This is a genomic window from Halobacillus halophilus DSM 2266 (assembly GCF_000284515.1).
Classification (GTDB): Bacteria; Bacillota; Bacilli; order Bacillales; family Halobacillaceae; genus Halobacillus; species Halobacillus halophilus.
Genome location: NC_017668.1, coordinates 2411198 through 2428431, shown reverse-complemented (window position 1 = coordinate 2428431; position 17234 = coordinate 2411198). Strand labels below are relative to the sequence as shown.

Sequence of the window (17234 nt, the reverse complement as noted above, 5' to 3'; positions counted from 1 at the left end):
ATGTGGGGTGCATTGAGTTGGCACGAATCTTGCATTAGTTATAAGAAGAGGTGACAGAATGAAAACCTTAGATCAAATGGTGGCCCAGGTTAATCGTGCAGAATTGAAAACCGTTGCAGTAGCTCAGGCCGAAGATGAAGAAGTCTTGAGAGCGGTTAAAAAAACACGAGAACTGGGAATTGGCAGGTTTCTTCTTACAGGAGATAAACTAGCTATTACAGAACTTGCAGAAAAGATGAATATAGATTTGAAAGATGAAGGGATAACCTTTCTGGATTGCACACGTGAAAAGGCTGCTCATGAAGCCGTAAAGGCCGTTCATAATCAAGAAGCTCATGTGGTAATGAAAGGAAATATTGATACTAAAACACTGCTTAAAGCGGTATTAGATAAACAATATGGCCTTAGAGCTGGCGGGGTCTTATCCCATGTTGCCCTCTTTGAAGTACCGGGGCAGGACAAATTAATATTTTTAACTGATGCGGCTATGAACATTGCCCCAACCCTGGGGGAGAAGGTTCAGATCATAAATAATGCCGTAGAAGTAGCGAGCCTAGCAGGTTGGAACTTACCGAAGGTTGCTGTGCTTGCTGCTGTGGAAGTAGTTAATCCGGCTATGCCGGCTACTGAGGATGCTGCCATATTAACTCAAATGAACCGGCGGGGACAGATTAGTGATTGTCTCGTGGATGGACCGCTTGCTTTTGATAATGCGGTTGATAAACGAGCGGCTGAACATAAAGGGGTGCAGTCAGAAGTGGCAGGACAAGCGGATATTCTAATGGTGCCAACTATAGAAGTGGCCAACGCCTTATACAAGTCGTTTATGTATTTTGCTGGTGCCAAAGTCGCTGCTGTAATAAGTGGAGCCAAAGCACCCATTGTATTGACTTCAAGAGCTGATTCAGCAGAAAGTAAGGTTTATTCGCTAGCACTGGCATTACAGTCCAGCAAACAATAGGAGGAATTGAAAATGCAAATTTTTAACTACATGAAAGAATACGATTATGAACAACTATTATTTTGTCAAGATGAACAATCGGGTTTGAAAGCTATTATTGCCATCCATGATACTACTCTAGGGCCGGCACTTGGTGGAACACGTATGTGGACCTACGCCTCTGAAGAAGATGCAATTGAGGATGCTCTCCGTTTAGCTAAAGGGATGACTTATAAAAATGCAGCTGCTGGATTGAACCTTGGTGGAGGAAAAACGGTAATCATAGGAGACCCTAAGACAGAAAAGAACGAAGAAATGTTCCGGGCATTCGGCCGCTTTATTCAAGGTTTGAATGGGCGATACATTACGGCTGAAGACGTAGGAACAACCGTTCAGGATATGGATTTAATTCATGAAGAAACGGATTACGTAACTGGTATATCTCCAGCATTTGGCTCCTCAGGAAACCCTTCTCCAGTGACAGCTTATGGTGTTTACAGAGGAATGAAAGCAGCCGCAAAAGAAGGTTTCGGCAGCGATTCATTAGAAGGCAAAACGGTTGCCGTACAAGGCGTAGGAAATGTTGCTTTCACCCTTTGCCGTCACTTGCATGAAGAGGGAGCCCACTTAATCGTCACGGATATTAATAAGGAAGCTGTTCAGCGGGCTGTGGATGAATTCGGTGCTGAAGCGGTCGAGACTGACGATATATATGGTGTGGACTGTGATATCTATGCTCCTTGTGCTCTGGGTGCAACCATTAATGACGAAACCATTCCGCAGTTAAAGGCGAAAGTCATTGCGGGAGCGGCCAATAATCAGTTGAAAGATACTTCCCATGGCGATCTTCTCCACGAAAAAGGCGTGGTTTATACACCAGATTACGTCATCAATGCAGGTGGAGTGATCAATGTAGCTGATGAACTTCACGGGTATAATAAAGAGCGAGCTATGAAGCGTGTAGAAACTATTTATGACAATGTCTCCCGCGTATTTGAAATTTCCCGTCGTGATAATATACCTACTTATAGAGCAGCGGACCGCATGGCAGAAGAACGCATTGAACGTCTGCGTCGCTCTCGGAGCCAGTTTCTTCAAAACGGCCACCACATTTTAAGCAGGAAATAAGTACGGGTATGGAGGTCGAAGACATTGCAAAATCATCGCATACTAGTCATTAATCCTGGCTCTACATCAACAAAGATCGGCGTCTTTGACGATGAAGATGCTATTTTTGAAAAGACAATCAGGCATCAGCCGGAAGAAATCAATCAATTTAATAAAATTATTGACCAGTACGAATTCAGGAAGCAGGTCATTCTCAATGAACTGGATCAAGAAGGAATTAATATCAGTAAGTTGAGTGCTGTTTGTGGAAGAGGCGGTCTGCTTCGGCCTATTGAAGGAGGCACATACGAAGTCAATGAAGCTATGCTTGAGGATTTGAAAAACGGCTACAATGGTGAACATGCTTCCAATCTGGGCGGAATCATAGCTAATGAAATAGCAAAGGGGCTAAATATTGGAGCTTATATTGTTGATCCAGTTGTAGTGGATGAGCTTCAGGATATAGCCAGAGTTTCCGGGGTTCCTGAAATTCCTCGTAAAAGCATTTTTCACGCTTTGAACCAGAAGGCAGTGGCCAGGCGTGCTGCAAGAGACTTGGAAACCCCCTATAAAGACACCCGCTTAATCGTTACTCATATGGGGGGCGGCATTACTGTTGGCGCCCATGCCAACGGACGTGTTATTGATGTTAATAATGGTCTGCATGGCGATGGCCCTTTTTCACCGGAGAGGGCAGGAACGGTTCCTGCGGGAGATCTTGTATCTCTTTGTTTTTCAGGGCAATACTACAGAGATGAAGTCATGAAAAAGTTGGTAGGACAAGGTGGGTTAATGGCCTACTTAGATACAAATGATGCTAGAGAAGTAGAAAAAATGGTTCAGCATGGTGACCGGAAAGCTAAACTGGTTTATGAAGCGATGGCATACCAGATCGCTAAAGAAATAGGAAGTATGAGTGCGGCGTTGGAAGGAAGAGTAGATGCGATCGCCCTCACTGGCGGTCTTGCTTACGGGAAAACGTTCGTGGAAGAAATATCAAAGCGAATCCACTGGATTGCTGATGTACTTGTCTATCCAGGTGAGAATGAATTAGAGGCTTTAAACGAAGGCACTTTACGAATACTGAATCATGAAGAAGTTCCAAAGCAGTATCCTAATTTTATAGAATAGGAAGGAGAGTCCACATGGCTGAAGAATATGATTTAGTCGTTCTCGGGGGCGGAACAGGCGGATACGTCGCAGCTATCCGTGCTTCGAAGCTTGGACTTAAAGTAGCAATTGTTGAGAAACGTGAACTTGGAGGGACTTGCCTTCACCGGGGGTGCATTCCATCGAAAGCCTTACTCAGAAGTGCAGAGGTTTTCCGTCAGACAAAGGAAGCGGAAGATTTTGGTGTGACAGTGCAAGAGCCAACACTTAATTTCACTAAGGTTCAAGAGCGTAAACAATCAATTGTAGACACCCTACATAATGGTGTGCAAGGTTTAATGAAGAAAGGAAAAATTGATATTTTTGAAGGACTTGGAAGAATTCTTGGCCCTTCCATTTTCTCTCCGACAGCGGGAACAATATCTGTGGAAATGAATAATGGGGAAGAAAATGAAATGTTAATTCCTAAAAATGTTTTAATAGCAACCGGTTCAAGTCCTAAGTCTCTACCAGGGCTGGAAGTGGACGGAAAGCAGGTAATGACTTCAGATGAAGCACTTTATATGGAAGAATTACCATCTTCGATTGTAATTGTAGGCGGGGGAGTCATAGGAATCGAATGGGCCTCCATGCTTTCAGATTTTGGAGTCAAAGTCACTGTACTTGAGTATATGTCTCAGATCTTACCCACAGAGGACCAGGATGTCGTCAAAGAAATGCAAAAACAAATGAAGAAAAAAGGAATTAATATTGTAACAAGTGCCAAAGTAATGCCGGATACACTTAATAAAGAGGAAGGCATTTCCATCCAGGCAGAAGTAGACGGTGAAGCAATTACTTATGAAGCTGATCGAATGCTTGTCTCGGTGGGACGATCGGCCAACGTTAAAAATATTGGTCTGGAAAATACAGATATTGTAGTTGAAAATGGTGTGATTCAGACCAATTCCTATTACCAGACGAAAGAAAGTCATATTTATGCGATTGGCGATGTAATCGGGGGTATGCAACTGGCTCATGTTGCTTCTCATGAAGGGATTACAGCAGTTGAACATATGGCTAACCAAAACCCTCACTCAATGAACTATAATCATGTGCCTACTTGCATTTATTCAAATCCTGAAGTAGCGAGTGTAGGTTTGACGGAACAGCAGGCTAAAGATGAGAATTATAATATAAAGACTGGGAAATTTCCATTTCAGGCTATTGGTAAAGCACTTGTTTTTGGAGAAACCGATGGTTTCGTAAAAATCATCGCTGATAAAGATACAGACGATCTTTTAGGAGTTCATATGGTAGGTCCGCATGTAACGGATATGATTTCTGAAGCAGGTCTTGCGAAAGTACTGGATGCCACTCCATGGGAAATTGCTGAGAGTATTCACCCGCATCCGACGCTCGCGGAAGCAATTGGAGAAGCAGCTATGGCTGTAGATGGTAATCAAATCCACGGATAAAAAAAGGAGGGGGAAATATGGCTGAAAACCGCCATAAATCATTAGGACTTAGTGACGAAGAAGTTTTAGATTTGTTTCGAACCATGCTTATGGCAAGAAAGATTGACGAAAGAATGTGGCTATTGAACCGTGCAGGTAAAATTCCATTTGTTATTTCATGTCAAGGTCAGGAGGCTGCCCAAGTAGGTGCTTCCTATGCTCTTGACCGAACCAAAGACTATGCTTTGCCTTACTACCGGGACATGGGAGTTGTCCTTTCCTTTGGAATGACACCTCAGGATTTGATGCTTTCTGGTTTTGCTAAAGCGGAGGACCCGAATTCAGGTGGACGTCAAATGCCAGGTCACTTCGGACAGAAGAAAAACAGAATTGTAACAGGTTCATCTCCAGTAACGACTCAAGTACCCCATGCAGTAGGTATAGCCCTGGCTGGAAAGATGGAAAAGAAAGATTTTGTATCACTTGTGACTTTCGGAGAAGGTTCCTCCAATCAGGGTGATTTCCATGAAGGAGCAAACTTTGCAGGCGTTCATAAACTCCCAGTTATCTTTATGGTAGAAAATAATAAATATGCCATCTCTGTACCTGTCTCGAAACAGCTTGCCTGTGAAAAGGTTTCTGACCGTGCCATCGGATATGGTATGCCTGGTTTTACTGTGGATGGGAATGACCCTCTAGCCGTTTATGAGGCAGTTAAAGCTGCGGCAGTCCGTGGCAGAAACGGCGAAGGCCCTACCCTGATTGAAACAGTATCCTATCGTCTGACCCCTCACTCAAGTGATGACGATGATCGCACATACAGGGAGCGGGAAGAAGTAGATGAAGCTAAAAAGAAAGATTCTATAGTTACTTTTGCGAATTACTTACGCGAACAAAACATACTTACGGAAGAGATAGAAACCGAAATGAATGAAGAGATTAATCAAATTGTCAATGATGCAACTGATTATGCTGAAAATGCCTCATATGCTGAAGCGGAATCGGCAATGAAGTACGTCTATGAAGAGAATGAAGAGTAAGGAGGGGGAATAAAAATGGCAGTTATATCTTATATTCAGGCAGTAACGCAGGCTTTAAGAGAAGAAATGAAGCGGGACGATAAAGTTTTCGTGCTTGGAGAGGACGTCGGTAAGCGAGGCGGGGTCTTCCGTGCTACAGACGGACTCTATGATGAGTTTGGAGAAGATCGTGTTCTTGATACACCCCTCGCTGAATCTGCAATCGCGGGTGTTGGAATTGGGGCTGCTATGTATGGAATGAGACCGGTAGCAGAAATGCAGTTCGCTGACTTTATCATGCCTGCCGTGAACCAGATTATTTCCGAAGCTGCTAAAACGCGGTATCGTTCTAATAACGATTGGAGTGTGCCAATGACGATTCGTGCTCCTTACGGTGGTGGTGTGCACGGGGCTCTCTATCATTCGCAATCTGTGGAAGCTGTTTTCGCAAACCAGCCAGGGTTAAAGATTGTAATGCCTTCAACTCCATACGATGTGAAAGGGCTGTTGAAAGCTTCCATCCGTGATAATGACCCTGTTCTATTCTTTGAACACAAGCGAGCGTACCGTTTGATTAAAGGAGAAGTTCCTGAAGAGGATTATACACTACCTATTGGAAAAGCGGATGTGAAAAGAGAAGGTTCAGATATTACCGTTATTACGTACGGTCTGTGTGTGCACTTTGCGCTGCAGGCCGCTGAAAAGTTAGCGGAAGAAGGAATTGACGCTCATATCCTTGATTTAAGAACCGTCTATCCATTGGATCAGCAAGGTATTATGGAAGCTGCTTCCAAAACAGGAAAGGTGCTTTTAGTTACAGAGGATAACAAAGAAGGCGGAATTATATCCGAAGTATCAGCGATCATCAGTGAGAATTGCTTATTTGATCTCGATGCACCTGTGCAGCGTCTTGCGGGTCCTGACATTCCGTCCATGCCTTATGCACCGACAATGGAAAAGTTTTTCATGATGAATCCAGATAAAGTCGAGAAAGCAATGCGGGATCTCGCTGAATTTTAATTAAGGAGGAGTTCGTGTGGGCGTAGAAAAGATCAATATGCCTCAGCTTGGAGAAAGTGTCACAGAAGGTACGATCAGTACATGGCTGGTTGAGCCTGGTGATCAAGTAAATAAATATGATCCAATAGCTGAAGTTATGACTGATAAAGTGAACGCAGAAGTACCATCTTCCTTCACAGGGGTAATAAAAGAACTTGTAGCGGAAGAAGGGGAGACCCTGGCCGTTGGTGATTTAATGTGTCACATAGAGGTCGAAGGCTCAACTTCTGGAGAAAAGCCGGAGGAATCTAAAGTAGAAGAAGCGCCGGTCAAGCAAGAAAAGAAACAAGAAGAGAAGAAGACAACTACTTCCCAAAAATCCGAGCAGCCTAAACAGGATAAAGGAAATAAAAAGCGCTACTCTCCTGCTGTCATGACTCTTGCTCAAGATCATGACATTGATTTAAATCAAGTTGAAGGATCAGGCCGCGGGGGCCGGATCACGCGTAAAGACATTGAGAAAATTATTGAAAGTGGAGAAATTCCACAAGCCGAGAAAAACACAGAGGAAAATGTACAGCCTTCTGTTCAACCTGACGCTGCTTCTTCTGAAAAACAAGCACCAGCTGCTGCCGCTTCCAATGTACAAGCAGCAGAGGGGGATATTGAAATCCCTGTCAACGGTGTTCGTAAAGCGATTGCAGCAAACATGGTAAAATCTAAAACTGAAATTCCACATGCGTGGATGATGGTAGAAGTAGATGTTACTAATCTGGTGGAACTTCGGAATGCAAAGAAAAAACAATTTAAAGAAAAAGAAGGGTTCAGCTTAACCTACTTTGCTTTCTTTGTAAAAGCTGTAGCGCAAGCTTTGAAAGAATACCCACAGTTAAACAGCACTTGGGGCGGAGACAAGATCATCCAGCGAAAAGCCATTAACTTAAATATTGCTGTGGCTAAAGAAGATCAACTATTTGTACCCGTTATCCGTGATGCTGATGAAAAGAGCATTAAAGGAATTGCCAAAGATATTACGGATTTAGCTGCTAAAGCAAGAGATGGTAAGTTGACTTCTAAAGATATGGAAGGCGGCACATTTACCGTCAATAACACGGGGTCTTTTGGTTCTGTACAATCTATGGGGGTCATTAACCATCCGCAGGCAGCTATTCTTCAGGTGGAATCCATTGTGAAAAGACCTGTATATCAGAATGGCATGTTCGGGGCTCGTGACATGGTAAATCTCTGTCTCTCCTTAGACCACAGGGTATTGGACGGACTGGTTGCAGGTAATTTCCTGGCACGTGTTAAGGAAATTCTAGAAAAAATGTCTGAAGATAATACTTCAGTCTATTAATAATAAGAAAGCTGTTCCTAAGTGTTTATATGGGAGCAGCTTTTATCGTATATCCGAACAACCTTTGATCGGGTTAACTCAATTGGATTGAAAGACGATGAATATCTTGGTAAAATGACTCTAGTACTTAATAAAGGAGCCATGCTACATGGATTTTAATATTTTCATGAACGATGTTGTAACGAAAGCGCGCGATGAGATCAGACAAGCTGGTTACAGCGAATTAACAACACCCGAAGAAGTTGATGAAGCTTTAAATAAAGAAGGCACAACACTAGTTATGATTAATTCTGTTTGTGGTTGTGCTGGAGGTATCGCTCGTCCGGCAGCAGCTCATGCCATTCACTATGATAAAAGGCCGGACCAGCTGGTTACTGTATTTGCAGGTCAGGACCGGGAAGCTACCAACCGTGCAAGAGAATATTTTGAAGGTTACCCTCCATCCTCACCTTCATTTGCACTATTAAAAGATGGAAAAATCCAGACAATGGTCGAACGTCATGATATCGAAGGTTTTGAACCAATGGAAGTCATCGGTAAGCTTCAACGCAGCTTTGATGAGTATTGTGAAGAAGTATAATCATACGTTTAAGGGATCTTTGTACTTACAAAGGTCCCTTTTTTGATATAAATTACAAGTATCGAGGTGAAAAAAGATTTGAAAATCGGCTATCGTACGATAAAAACAGCGCTTGGCACGCCAATCGCCATTTGGATTGCACAGCTGCTTCAGTTGGATAACTTTGTTTCAGCCGGAATATTAACCATTCTCTGTATCCAAATCACCCGAAAGCGCTCTTTTCTAACTTCCTGGTACCGCTTTTCTGCCTGCTTGATAGCTATGGGATTTTCCTACATATTCTTTGAATTGCTCATTGGCTATAATCCAATTGCTATTGGTTTGATGCTTTTTGCATTTATTCCGGTGACTGTAAGGTTAAAGTTAACACAGGGGATCGTCACCAGTTCGGTTATTATTCTCCATTTGTATATCTCCGGTGATATTGGATGGAGTATTATTTGGAACGAAATCATTTTAATTATTGTAGGTATTGGTACGGCCCTCCTATTAAATTTATATATGCCGAGTTTAGAAAATAAATTAGAGGATTATCAGAAAAGAGTGGAAGAAAATTTCAGGGTAATTCTTAAAGAGATTGCGACCTACTTAAGAGAAGGCAGGGATTCCTGGACAGGAAAAGAAATGGCTGATACGGAAGAGATCCTGGAGAAAGCTACATCACTCGCTTTTCGAGATGTAGAAAATCATCTTTTACGGATTCATAATCGCCATTATCATTATTTTCACATGAGGACAAAACAATTTGATTTGTTACAGCGAATGCTACCCCTGGTAAATCGTATTACGCCTCCGTCCAAACACGGTGGTAGAATTGCCGATTTCTTTGACGAACTAGCCGAGGCTGTCCATCCTGGAAATACGGCTGTACTATTTCTGCAGCAGTTAAACGATATGAAAGAGGAATTCCGTGAGGACGAGCTTCCCGAAACGAGAGAAGAATTTGAAGCACGTGCCAGTCTCTTTCATTTATTGCATGAAATTGAACAGTATTTAATTTTTAAAAGCTCTTTTTAGCATTTATCGGCAGAAGCCTCCCTCTTCAAGCACTGTGTCGAAGACCGGTGGTAAGTGGGAGATGAATGCCTTCGCCTTCAGGCGAAGGTTTTCGTTTTCTATTCTTAAGGCTATATGCTATACTAAAACGAGAACGTAAGTTCCTGTGTGGAGGTGGAAATGGTGACGCACAAAGCTTATAAATTTCGCATTTATCCTAGTAAAGAACAAACAACGTTAATTGCTAAATCCATCGGATGTTCACGTTTTGTGTTTAATCATTTCCTCTCCGAGTGGAACAATGCTTACAAACGTTCTGGTAAAGGTTTGTCTTATGCAAAATGCAATAAACAACTTACACAAATCAAACAAGATTTCCAATGGTTAAAAGAAGTCGATAGTACAGCTCTGCAAAATTCGTTGAGGAATCTTGCAGATTCTTTCGATCGTTTTTTTAAGAAACTTAACAATAGACCGAAGTTCAAGTCTAAAAAGAATAGAAAGCAATCTTATACCGCTCAATACAACAAAGGCAATATCAGAATAGTCGGTAATAAAGTGAAGCTACCAAAGGTAGGCTGGGTGCTGTTTGCTAAGAGTCGTGAAGTAGAAGGGCGTATTTTAAGCGCAACTGTTAGGCGGAATCCTTCAGGTAAACATTTTGTTTCTATTCTTGTTGATACAAAAGTCGAGAGACTTCCTAAAACCAACTCCTCTGTGGGTATTGATCTCGGATTGAAAGACTTCGCTGTTCTCTCGAATGGCACCACCTATGAAAACCCACGATACCTACGTAAGACCGAAAAGAAACTAGCAAAAGCTCAACGTATCATTTCCCGAAGGGAAAAGGGATCTTCGAATTGGCATAAGCAACGGATTAAAGTAGCCAGACTCCATGAAAAGATTACGAACTCTCGCAAAGATTATCTGCATAAGATTTCTACCGAAATCATCAAAAACCACGATGTGATTGGGGTAGAAAATCTCCAAATTTCCAATTTGCTCAAAAACCGAAAACTATCCAAATCGATTAGTGATGCGAGCTGGTCGATGTTCACTACTATGCTCGAATACAAAGCAGAATGGTACGGAAAACAATTGATACCCGTATCGAAAATTTTTGCGAGTTCGCAACTGTGTTCCTATTGTGGATACCAAAACGGTGAGGTGAAGAATCTCGCTGTTCGAACGTGGGATTGCCCGAATTGTGGCAGCCACCACAACCGCGATCTAAATGCGAGCTTCAATATATTGAAGGAGATTCAAAGGATCCTTCCAACCGTCTGTGCGACGGGGCTAGCCTAATCATTTGAACGAACCGTTAGGTTTGTGCTCTTAGGAATCCCCCTACTTCAAGGAGCGTCAGCGAGTAAGTGGGGGTAGTTCAATATATGTATAACCCTCATAAACAGGGGAAAACTTGAACTAAAAGAGGATGAGACTTATGCATTTGACTATGTTAGTCATGATGATGTTCCTCCCATTACTCCCGCCGCAAGTCAATGAAGAACCGGTGATCATAGTTAACAAAGCAACACATGAACTTTCTGTCTTTGAAGAAGGACATGAGGTGTTTAACGCCTCGGCCGCCATAGGCAAAACGTCCGAATTAACCCCGGAAGGTCAGTTTCATGTCAAGGTTAAAGCTAAAGACCCTTACTATCGGAAAAAGAATATTCCCGGTGGAGCGCAAGAAAACCCCCTCGGGACTCGTTGGATTGGATTTGATGCCCGGGGTACCGATGGAAGAATATATGGGATACATGGCACGAACCGGCCTGAATCAATTGGTAAGTCAGTGTCGGCTGGCTGTATCCGACTTCAAAACAAAGATGTAGAAAAACTGTTTGATATTGTCTCATTAGAATCCGAAGTGGTTATTGTAAAAAGCAATAACGAAATGAAAAGCATTTATGACTCGTGGATAAGAGATGGATTGAACAGAATGCTTAACCCTGCCACATAAAAAAACGGCTGGAAGCCTAATTAGGCTTCCAGCCGTTTTTTTATATTTTCCTGTAAACGTTATAAGAAAAATGAAGCACCAGCTAAGAGAGTCGACAGAACCATAGAAAGGATCATCAAATAGATTACGGCTTTCGTACGCTTTTCTCGCTTAGATTTCTTCTTTTTCGTTGGTTGATGCTGCTTGTTGTTTGCTGCCAAGGTTTTTAACCTCCTTCTTGCTCCATCCTACCCAACATTCTATCGAAAAACATTCATTTGGACAAGGGCCGGAAATCAATTACAATATAAATGAGAATTTTACTAATTTTTAGGTAGGTAAGCGCTTCATTTCTGGTATGCTAGAGAGGGACTTACTGATAAGAGGAGGCATTTTAATATGACCCGTTCATCTAAATATAATCATTCCAAAGAAGCGTGGGAAAAAGATGTCGAGAAAACAACGGCACGATTCCCAGAACGTAAACCATCATTTATAACAAGTTCTGAATTAGAGATCGACCGTTTATATGAACCGGCTCAGAGTGAGGAAGAATACATAGAGGACATTGGCTTTCCTGGCCAGTACCCTTATACAAGGGGAATTCAGCCTACGATGTACCGAAGCCGATACTGGACCATGCGTCAATATGCAGGGTTTGGTTCATCCGAAGAAACAAATGAACGTTTTCGATACTTACTCAAGCAGGGGCAGACAGGTTTGTCAGTAGCTTTTGATCTTCCTACTCAAATAGGCTATGACTCGGATGACCCAATGGCAGAGGGAGAAGTAGGCAAAGTAGGTGTAGCCATTGATTCTCTTCACGATATGGAGCAACTCTTCCATGAGATTCCATTGGATCAAGTCAGCACATCGATGACGATTAATGCACCGGCTTCAATTTTGCTTGCCATGTACATTGCTGTTGGGGAAAAACAAGGGGTAAAACCTGAAAAGCTTACGGGTACTATTCAAAATGACATTCTAAAAGAATATATCGCAAGAGGAACATATATCTATCCGCCCAAACCTTCTATGAGATTAATCACTGACATTTTTGCTTATTGTCAAACTCATTTGCCCAAGTTTAATACCATCAGTATTTCTGGATATCACATACGGGAAGCGGGTTCTACAGCAGTCCAGGAGGTTGCCTTTACACTTGCTAATGGAATCGCTTATGTAGATGCAGCCATTGAAGCAGGCCTGGAAGTGGATCAGTTTGCACCGAGGCTGGCATTCTTCTTCAATGCTCATAATCAATTTTTTGAAGAAGCAGCTAAATTCAGAGCAGCACGAAGAATGTGGGCCAAAATTATGAAAGAGCATTACGGAGCGGAGAACCCTAAAAGCTGGAAACTGCGGTTCCATACGCAGACAGGCGGAAGTACTCTGACTGCCCAGCAGCCGGACAATAATATTGTTCGTGTTACTTTGCAAGCGCTTGCTGCTGTTATGGGAGGTACTCAGAGTCTGCACACGAATTCAAGAGATGAAGCTCTGGCGCTTCCAACAGAGGATTCAGCAAGAATTGCACTAAGAACCCAGCAGATTATAGCAAATGAGAGCGGGGTTGCGGATACGATCGATCCTCTTGGGGGCTCTTACTACGTCGAAGCACTTACCGATCAGATTGAAAAGGAAGCTAACGAATACATTGATCGAATTAAAAAACTCGGCGGAGCTGTCCAGGCTGTTGAGGAAGGTTATATGCAGCGTGAAATTCATAAAGCTGCTTATGATGCTCAGAAACGACTGGAGGCCAATGAAGATATTGTAGTAGGGCTCAATGAATATCAATTAGATGAAGAAATTCACCAGGATTTATTGAGAGTCGATGAAGCTCTTGAAAAAGCCCAAATCGATAAAACTCAGCATGTTAGAAATACGCGAGATGAAACCTATGTGGAGACCTGCTTGGCAGAGTTACGCAAAGCAGCCCGCTCAAATGACAATGTCATGCCTTTTATTGTCGAAGCGGTTAAAGCTTATGCGACGGTTGGGGAAATCGCAAACGTAATGCGTGATGAATTTGGTGAATACACGGGAATGTAGGAAAGGATGATGGTGATGAAGCCTATACGAGTTTTAATAGCAAAACCTGGTCTTGATGGCCATGACCGGGGTGCATTAATTATTGCCCAGGCGTTAAGAGATCACGGTATGGAAGTTATTTATACAGGTCTGCGGCAGTCTGCAGTACAAATTGCAAGAGCTGCTATACAAGAAGATGTGGACGTTATTGGTCTATCTTCCCTGTCAGGAGCTCATAAGTCGTTATTTCCTAAGGTGGTTGAGGCATTAAAAGAGCAAGAAGCAGCTGACATCCCTGTCATAGGAGGCGGGGTCATTCCTGCTGAGGATATTCCGTATCTGGAATCTAAAGGGGTGACCAAGATATTTACCAGCGGCTCCCCTACCGATGCCATTGCCGTATATATTAAGCAATTGATTCATAAAGAAACCGTACAGACACCTAAGAAGATTGCTCATATCGGCATAGCTGTAGAAAGCATTGATATGACGCTTCCATTTTATCAGCATACTCTCGGTCTTGAGCTTGAATCTGTTGAAGAAGTAGATTCTGAGCAAGTAAGGGTAGCCTTTTTAAATATTGGTGAAACAAGAATTGAACTTCTTGAGCCGCTGAGTGACCAATCGGCAATTCAATCGTTTTTGAATAAAAGAGGTGAAGGAATACACCACATTGCCCTCGAAGTCAATGATATTCATACTCGTCTGGAACAATATAAGCAGCAGGGGGTACCTTTGATTCATGAAGAACCAAAATTAGGAGCTCATGAAAGCCAAATTGCTTTTCTACATCCAAAAGCCGCCAGCGGCGTGCTTTATGAGCTATGTCAACCAAAGTCGGAGGAGTGATCAGCTGTGGATATTTTTGATAAAATTAATGAACTTTACGATAAACGCCGTCAGGTCCAGATGGGGGGCGGGGATGAAAGAATAGATAAGCAGCATGACAAAGGAAAATGGACAGCGAGAGAGCGGATTGATTACCTCGTTGATGAAGATTCATTTATTGAATTGAATCCATTTATCGAACACCGCCATGATGCTTTTGGAATGGATGGAAAAACTGCTCCAGGCGAAGGAGTAGTTACGGGATTTGGAAAGATAGACGGACGGGATATTTATTTATTTGCTCAGGATTTCACCGTATATGGTGGGGCACTCGGTGAGATGCACGCAAAAAAAATAGCAGCCGTAATGGATTTAGCCGTGAAAAATGGGACTCCCTTTATTGGCTTAAATGATTCGGGCGGAGCAAGAATTCAAGAAGGAGTCTCCTCTCTGGATGGGTATGGTCAGGTTTTTTACCGCAACTCTATTTATTCAGGAGTTATTCCTCAAATATCCGTAATTATGGGACCGTGTGCGGGTGGAGCGGTTTACTCACCTGCCATTACCGATTTTGTCATTATGGTGGAAAAAACCTCTCAAATGTTCATAACCGGTCCAAAAGTAATTGAAACGGTTACAGGTGAACAAATATCCTCTGAGGATCTTGGCGGGGCTAAGGTTCATAATACATTGAGCGGAAATGCTCATTTAAAGACGGAAGATGAAGCTGCTGCTCTAGATGCAGTTAAAGATTTAGTCAGTTATCTTCCTCAGAATAACAAAGAAAAACCTCCAGAAGCAGAAGTAAGGGAAGAAGATGATTATCTACCTGACCTAACGGATAAGATTCCTTTTGATCCGCTGCGTCCTTATGACGTAAGGATCATAATCGATGAAGTAGTGGATAAAGGGTCATTCTTTGAAATCCATAAAGATTTTGCGAAAAATATAGTGGTAGGCTTTGCTCGCTTAAATGGAAAAACAGTAGGACTCGTATGTAACCAGCCTAAATACATGGCCGGCGGTCTTGATATTGATTCCAGCGATAAAGCGTCCCGTTTTATTCGTTTTTGTGATGCTTTTAATATTCCATTGATTACTTTCGAAGATGTAACCGGCTTTTTCCCTGGCATCAAACAGGAACACGGTGGCATTATAAGACATGGAGCGAAGATCTTGTATGCTTATTCCGAAGCCACCGTTCCAAAACTTACAGTGATTACCCGTAAAGCCTATGGAGGAGCTTATGTGGCATTAAATAGTAAGTCTATTGGTGCGGATCTTGTTTATGCATGGCCGAATGCCGAAATAGCGGTTATGGGACCTGAAGGCGCAGCAAATATTATTTTTGCAAAGGATATAAAGGAAAGTGAAAACCCTGAAGAAACACGGAAGAGCAAGATCGATGAATACCGGGAAAGGTTTGCTAATCCTTATGTAGCAGCCGGACTCGGCATGGTTGACGATGTGATTGATCCGAGGGAAACGAGGATTACATTAATTAAGGCGCTAGATATGTTAAAAAATAAACATGAAGACCGTCCTTATAAAAAACATGGGAACATCCCTCTTTAATTGACACCACCTCTTAGTTCAGCTAACGTACTAAGAGGATATGGTTTACATACGAAGGAGGACAATGAAATGGTTACGATTAATAAAGAACGTGTACTTGAAGAATTCTTAGAATTAGTCCAGGTGGACTCTGAAACGGGAGCTGAAGCTGAGATTTCTGAAGTTCTCAAGAAAAAATTTCAGGACCTTGGACTTGAGGTCTTGGAAGATGATGCCAAGTCTATTACCGGTCACGGAGCAAACAATTTAATCTGCAACTTAAAAGGTTCTAAAAAAGAAGCAGATCCTATATATTTTACTTCTCACATGGATACTGTGGTTCCTGGAAACGGAGTAAATCCTTCCGTAAAGGATGGTTATGTTGTAAGTGATGGAACAACCATACTTGGAGCGGATGATAAAGCCGGAGTAGCAGCAATTCTAGAAGCGATCCGTTCCCTACAAGAACAGAGTGTAGAACACGGAGACTTACAATTTATTATCACGGTTGGAGAAGAAAGTGGACTTGTAGGAGCGAAGGCACTGGACAGTTCACTTTTAAAAGCTAAATATGGTTATGCCATCGATAGTGATGGGGCAGTCGGAAATATCATCGTAGCCGCTCCTACACAGGCGAAAATTAATGCCGTGGTGAAAGGGAAGACGGCCCATGCAGGCGTCGCTCCTGAAAAAGGAGTTTCTGCAATTACTCTCGCCTCGAAAGCAATTGCCAGGATGCCTCTTGGTCGTATTGATGAGGAAACTACAGCCAATATTGGTCGTTTCGAAGGCGGCCAGAAGACGAATATTGTATGCGACCACGTAGAAATATTAGCGGAAGCCCGCTCTTTAGTTCCTGAAAAGATGCAGGAACAAGTGGAGAAAATGAAGCGAGCCTTTCATGAAACAGCAGAAGAAATGGGAGGAGAAGTCGATTTGGATGTTGAAATCATGTATCCAGGCTTCAAACAGAAGGAAGGCGACCAGGTAGTAGAAATCGCCCGCTCAGCTGCTTCTAAAATTGGTCGGGAAAGCCAGCTTCTGACAAGTGGAGGCGGCAGTGACGCCAACATTATTGCTGGCTACGGCGTACCAACTGTCAATTTATCGGTAGGCTATGAAGAAATTCATACCAAAAATGAACGCATTCCGGTTGCTGAACTGGAAAAAATAGCTGAATTTGTAACAGCAATCATTCAAGAGGCAGCAGAACAATGATAGAATATAAAAAATCCCGGAGATAAGTTCCGGGATTTTTTATGTTAACTTGATTGTACTCAGACTTTCTTTTCAAATATGTTACAATAGAAGAACAAGAGTTCGAAAAAA

The 17234-nt window shown here is 42.5% G+C and carries 16 protein-coding genes; 15 read left to right on the top strand and 1 reads right to left on the bottom strand.

Features of this window, described 5'->3' with window-relative positions; genetic code table 11:
* Positions 1-58: 58 nt before the first annotated feature.
* From yqiS to HBHAL_RS11925, 11 genes are all read left to right on the top strand, one after another.
* Positions 59-961, top strand: coding sequence for a phosphate butyryltransferase (gene yqiS / locus HBHAL_RS11975; protein ID WP_014643693.1), 903 nt, complete (start codon positions 59-61; stop codon positions 959-961).
* Between the two features lie 12 nt (positions 962-973).
* Positions 974-2068: a branched-chain amino acid dehydrogenase gene (gene bcd / locus HBHAL_RS11970; RefSeq protein ID WP_014643692.1), complete on the top strand. Its 1095-nt coding sequence runs from the start codon at positions 974-976 to the stop codon at positions 2066-2068.
* 24 nt (positions 2069-2092) lie between these two features.
* Positions 2093-3178, top strand: a complete 1086-nt coding sequence (gene buk / locus HBHAL_RS11965; RefSeq protein WP_014643691.1) for a butyrate kinase — start codon at positions 2093-2095, stop codon at positions 3176-3178.
* A 14-nt stretch (positions 3179-3192) separates the two neighbouring features.
* Positions 3193-4614 carry a dihydrolipoyl dehydrogenase gene (lpdA, locus tag HBHAL_RS11960; RefSeq protein ID WP_014643690.1) on the top strand — a complete coding sequence of 474 codons (1422 nt, stop codon included), beginning with the start codon at positions 3193-3195 and terminating at the stop codon, positions 4612-4614.
* 17 nt (positions 4615-4631) lie between these two features.
* Positions 4632-5633, top strand: coding sequence for a thiamine pyrophosphate-dependent dehydrogenase E1 component subunit alpha (locus tag HBHAL_RS11955; protein WP_014643689.1), 1002 nt, complete (start codon positions 4632-4634; stop codon positions 5631-5633).
* Between the two features lie 15 nt (positions 5634-5648).
* Entirely contained in the window at positions 5649-6632 is a 984-nt protein-coding gene (locus HBHAL_RS11950) for an alpha-ketoacid dehydrogenase subunit beta (protein WP_014643688.1), read from the top strand.
* A 16-nt stretch (positions 6633-6648) separates the two neighbouring features.
* Positions 6649-7968 carry a dihydrolipoamide acetyltransferase family protein gene (locus tag HBHAL_RS11945; RefSeq protein WP_014643687.1) on the top strand — a complete coding sequence of 440 codons (1320 nt, stop codon included), beginning with the start codon at positions 6649-6651 and terminating at the stop codon, positions 7966-7968.
* 148 nt (positions 7969-8116) lie between these two features.
* Positions 8117-8548, top strand: coding sequence for a BrxA/BrxB family bacilliredoxin (locus HBHAL_RS11940; RefSeq protein ID WP_014643685.1), 432 nt, complete (start codon positions 8117-8119; stop codon positions 8546-8548).
* A gap of 78 nt (positions 8549-8626) precedes the next feature.
* Positions 8627-9565: an aromatic acid exporter family protein gene (locus tag HBHAL_RS11935; RefSeq protein ID WP_014643684.1), complete on the top strand. Its 939-nt coding sequence runs from the start codon at positions 8627-8629 to the stop codon at positions 9563-9565.
* Between the two features lie 159 nt (positions 9566-9724).
* Positions 9725-10849, top strand: a complete 1125-nt coding sequence (gene tnpB, locus HBHAL_RS11930) for an IS200/IS605 family element RNA-guided endonuclease TnpB (RefSeq protein WP_014643683.1) — start codon at positions 9725-9727, stop codon at positions 10847-10849.
* 139 nt (positions 10850-10988) lie between these two features.
* Positions 10989-11510, top strand: coding sequence for a L,D-transpeptidase (locus HBHAL_RS11925; protein WP_014643682.1), 522 nt, complete (start codon positions 10989-10991; stop codon positions 11508-11510).
* A gap of 59 nt (positions 11511-11569) precedes the next feature.
* Here the strand turns inward: HBHAL_RS11925 and prli42 are convergent, their stop codons facing one another.
* The gene (gene prli42 / locus HBHAL_RS20900; RefSeq protein ID WP_014643681.1) at positions 11570-11710 is read right to left on the bottom strand and encodes a stressosome-associated protein Prli42; all 141 of its coding nucleotides are present in this window, start codon (positions 11708-11710) and stop codon (positions 11570-11572) included.
* A gap of 178 nt (positions 11711-11888) precedes the next feature.
* Between prli42 and HBHAL_RS11920 the strand changes: the two genes are divergently transcribed.
* The 4 genes from HBHAL_RS11920 to HBHAL_RS11905 all read left to right on the top strand — a co-directional run bounded on the left by HBHAL_RS11920 (position 11889) and on the right by HBHAL_RS11905 (position 17123).
* Positions 11889-13544 carry an acyl-CoA mutase large subunit family protein gene (locus HBHAL_RS11920; protein ID WP_014643680.1) on the top strand — a complete coding sequence of 552 codons (1656 nt, stop codon included), beginning with the start codon at positions 11889-11891 and terminating at the stop codon, positions 13542-13544.
* Between the two features lie 15 nt (positions 13545-13559).
* The gene (mce, locus tag HBHAL_RS11915) at positions 13560-14372 is read left to right on the top strand and encodes a methylmalonyl-CoA epimerase (protein WP_041601355.1); all 813 of its coding nucleotides are present in this window, start codon (positions 13560-13562) and stop codon (positions 14370-14372) included.
* Between the two features lie 60 nt (positions 14373-14432).
* Positions 14433-15926 (top strand): acyl-CoA carboxylase subunit beta, encoded by a 1494-nt coding sequence (locus HBHAL_RS11910; RefSeq protein ID WP_051005644.1) that lies wholly within the window; start codon positions 14433-14435, stop codon positions 15924-15926.
* Between the two features lie 69 nt (positions 15927-15995).
* A complete protein-coding gene (locus HBHAL_RS11905) occupies positions 15996-17123 on the top strand; it encodes a M20/M25/M40 family metallo-hydrolase (RefSeq protein ID WP_014643677.1) in 1128 nt (375 codons plus the stop codon).
* Positions 17124-17234 lie beyond the last annotated feature (111 nt).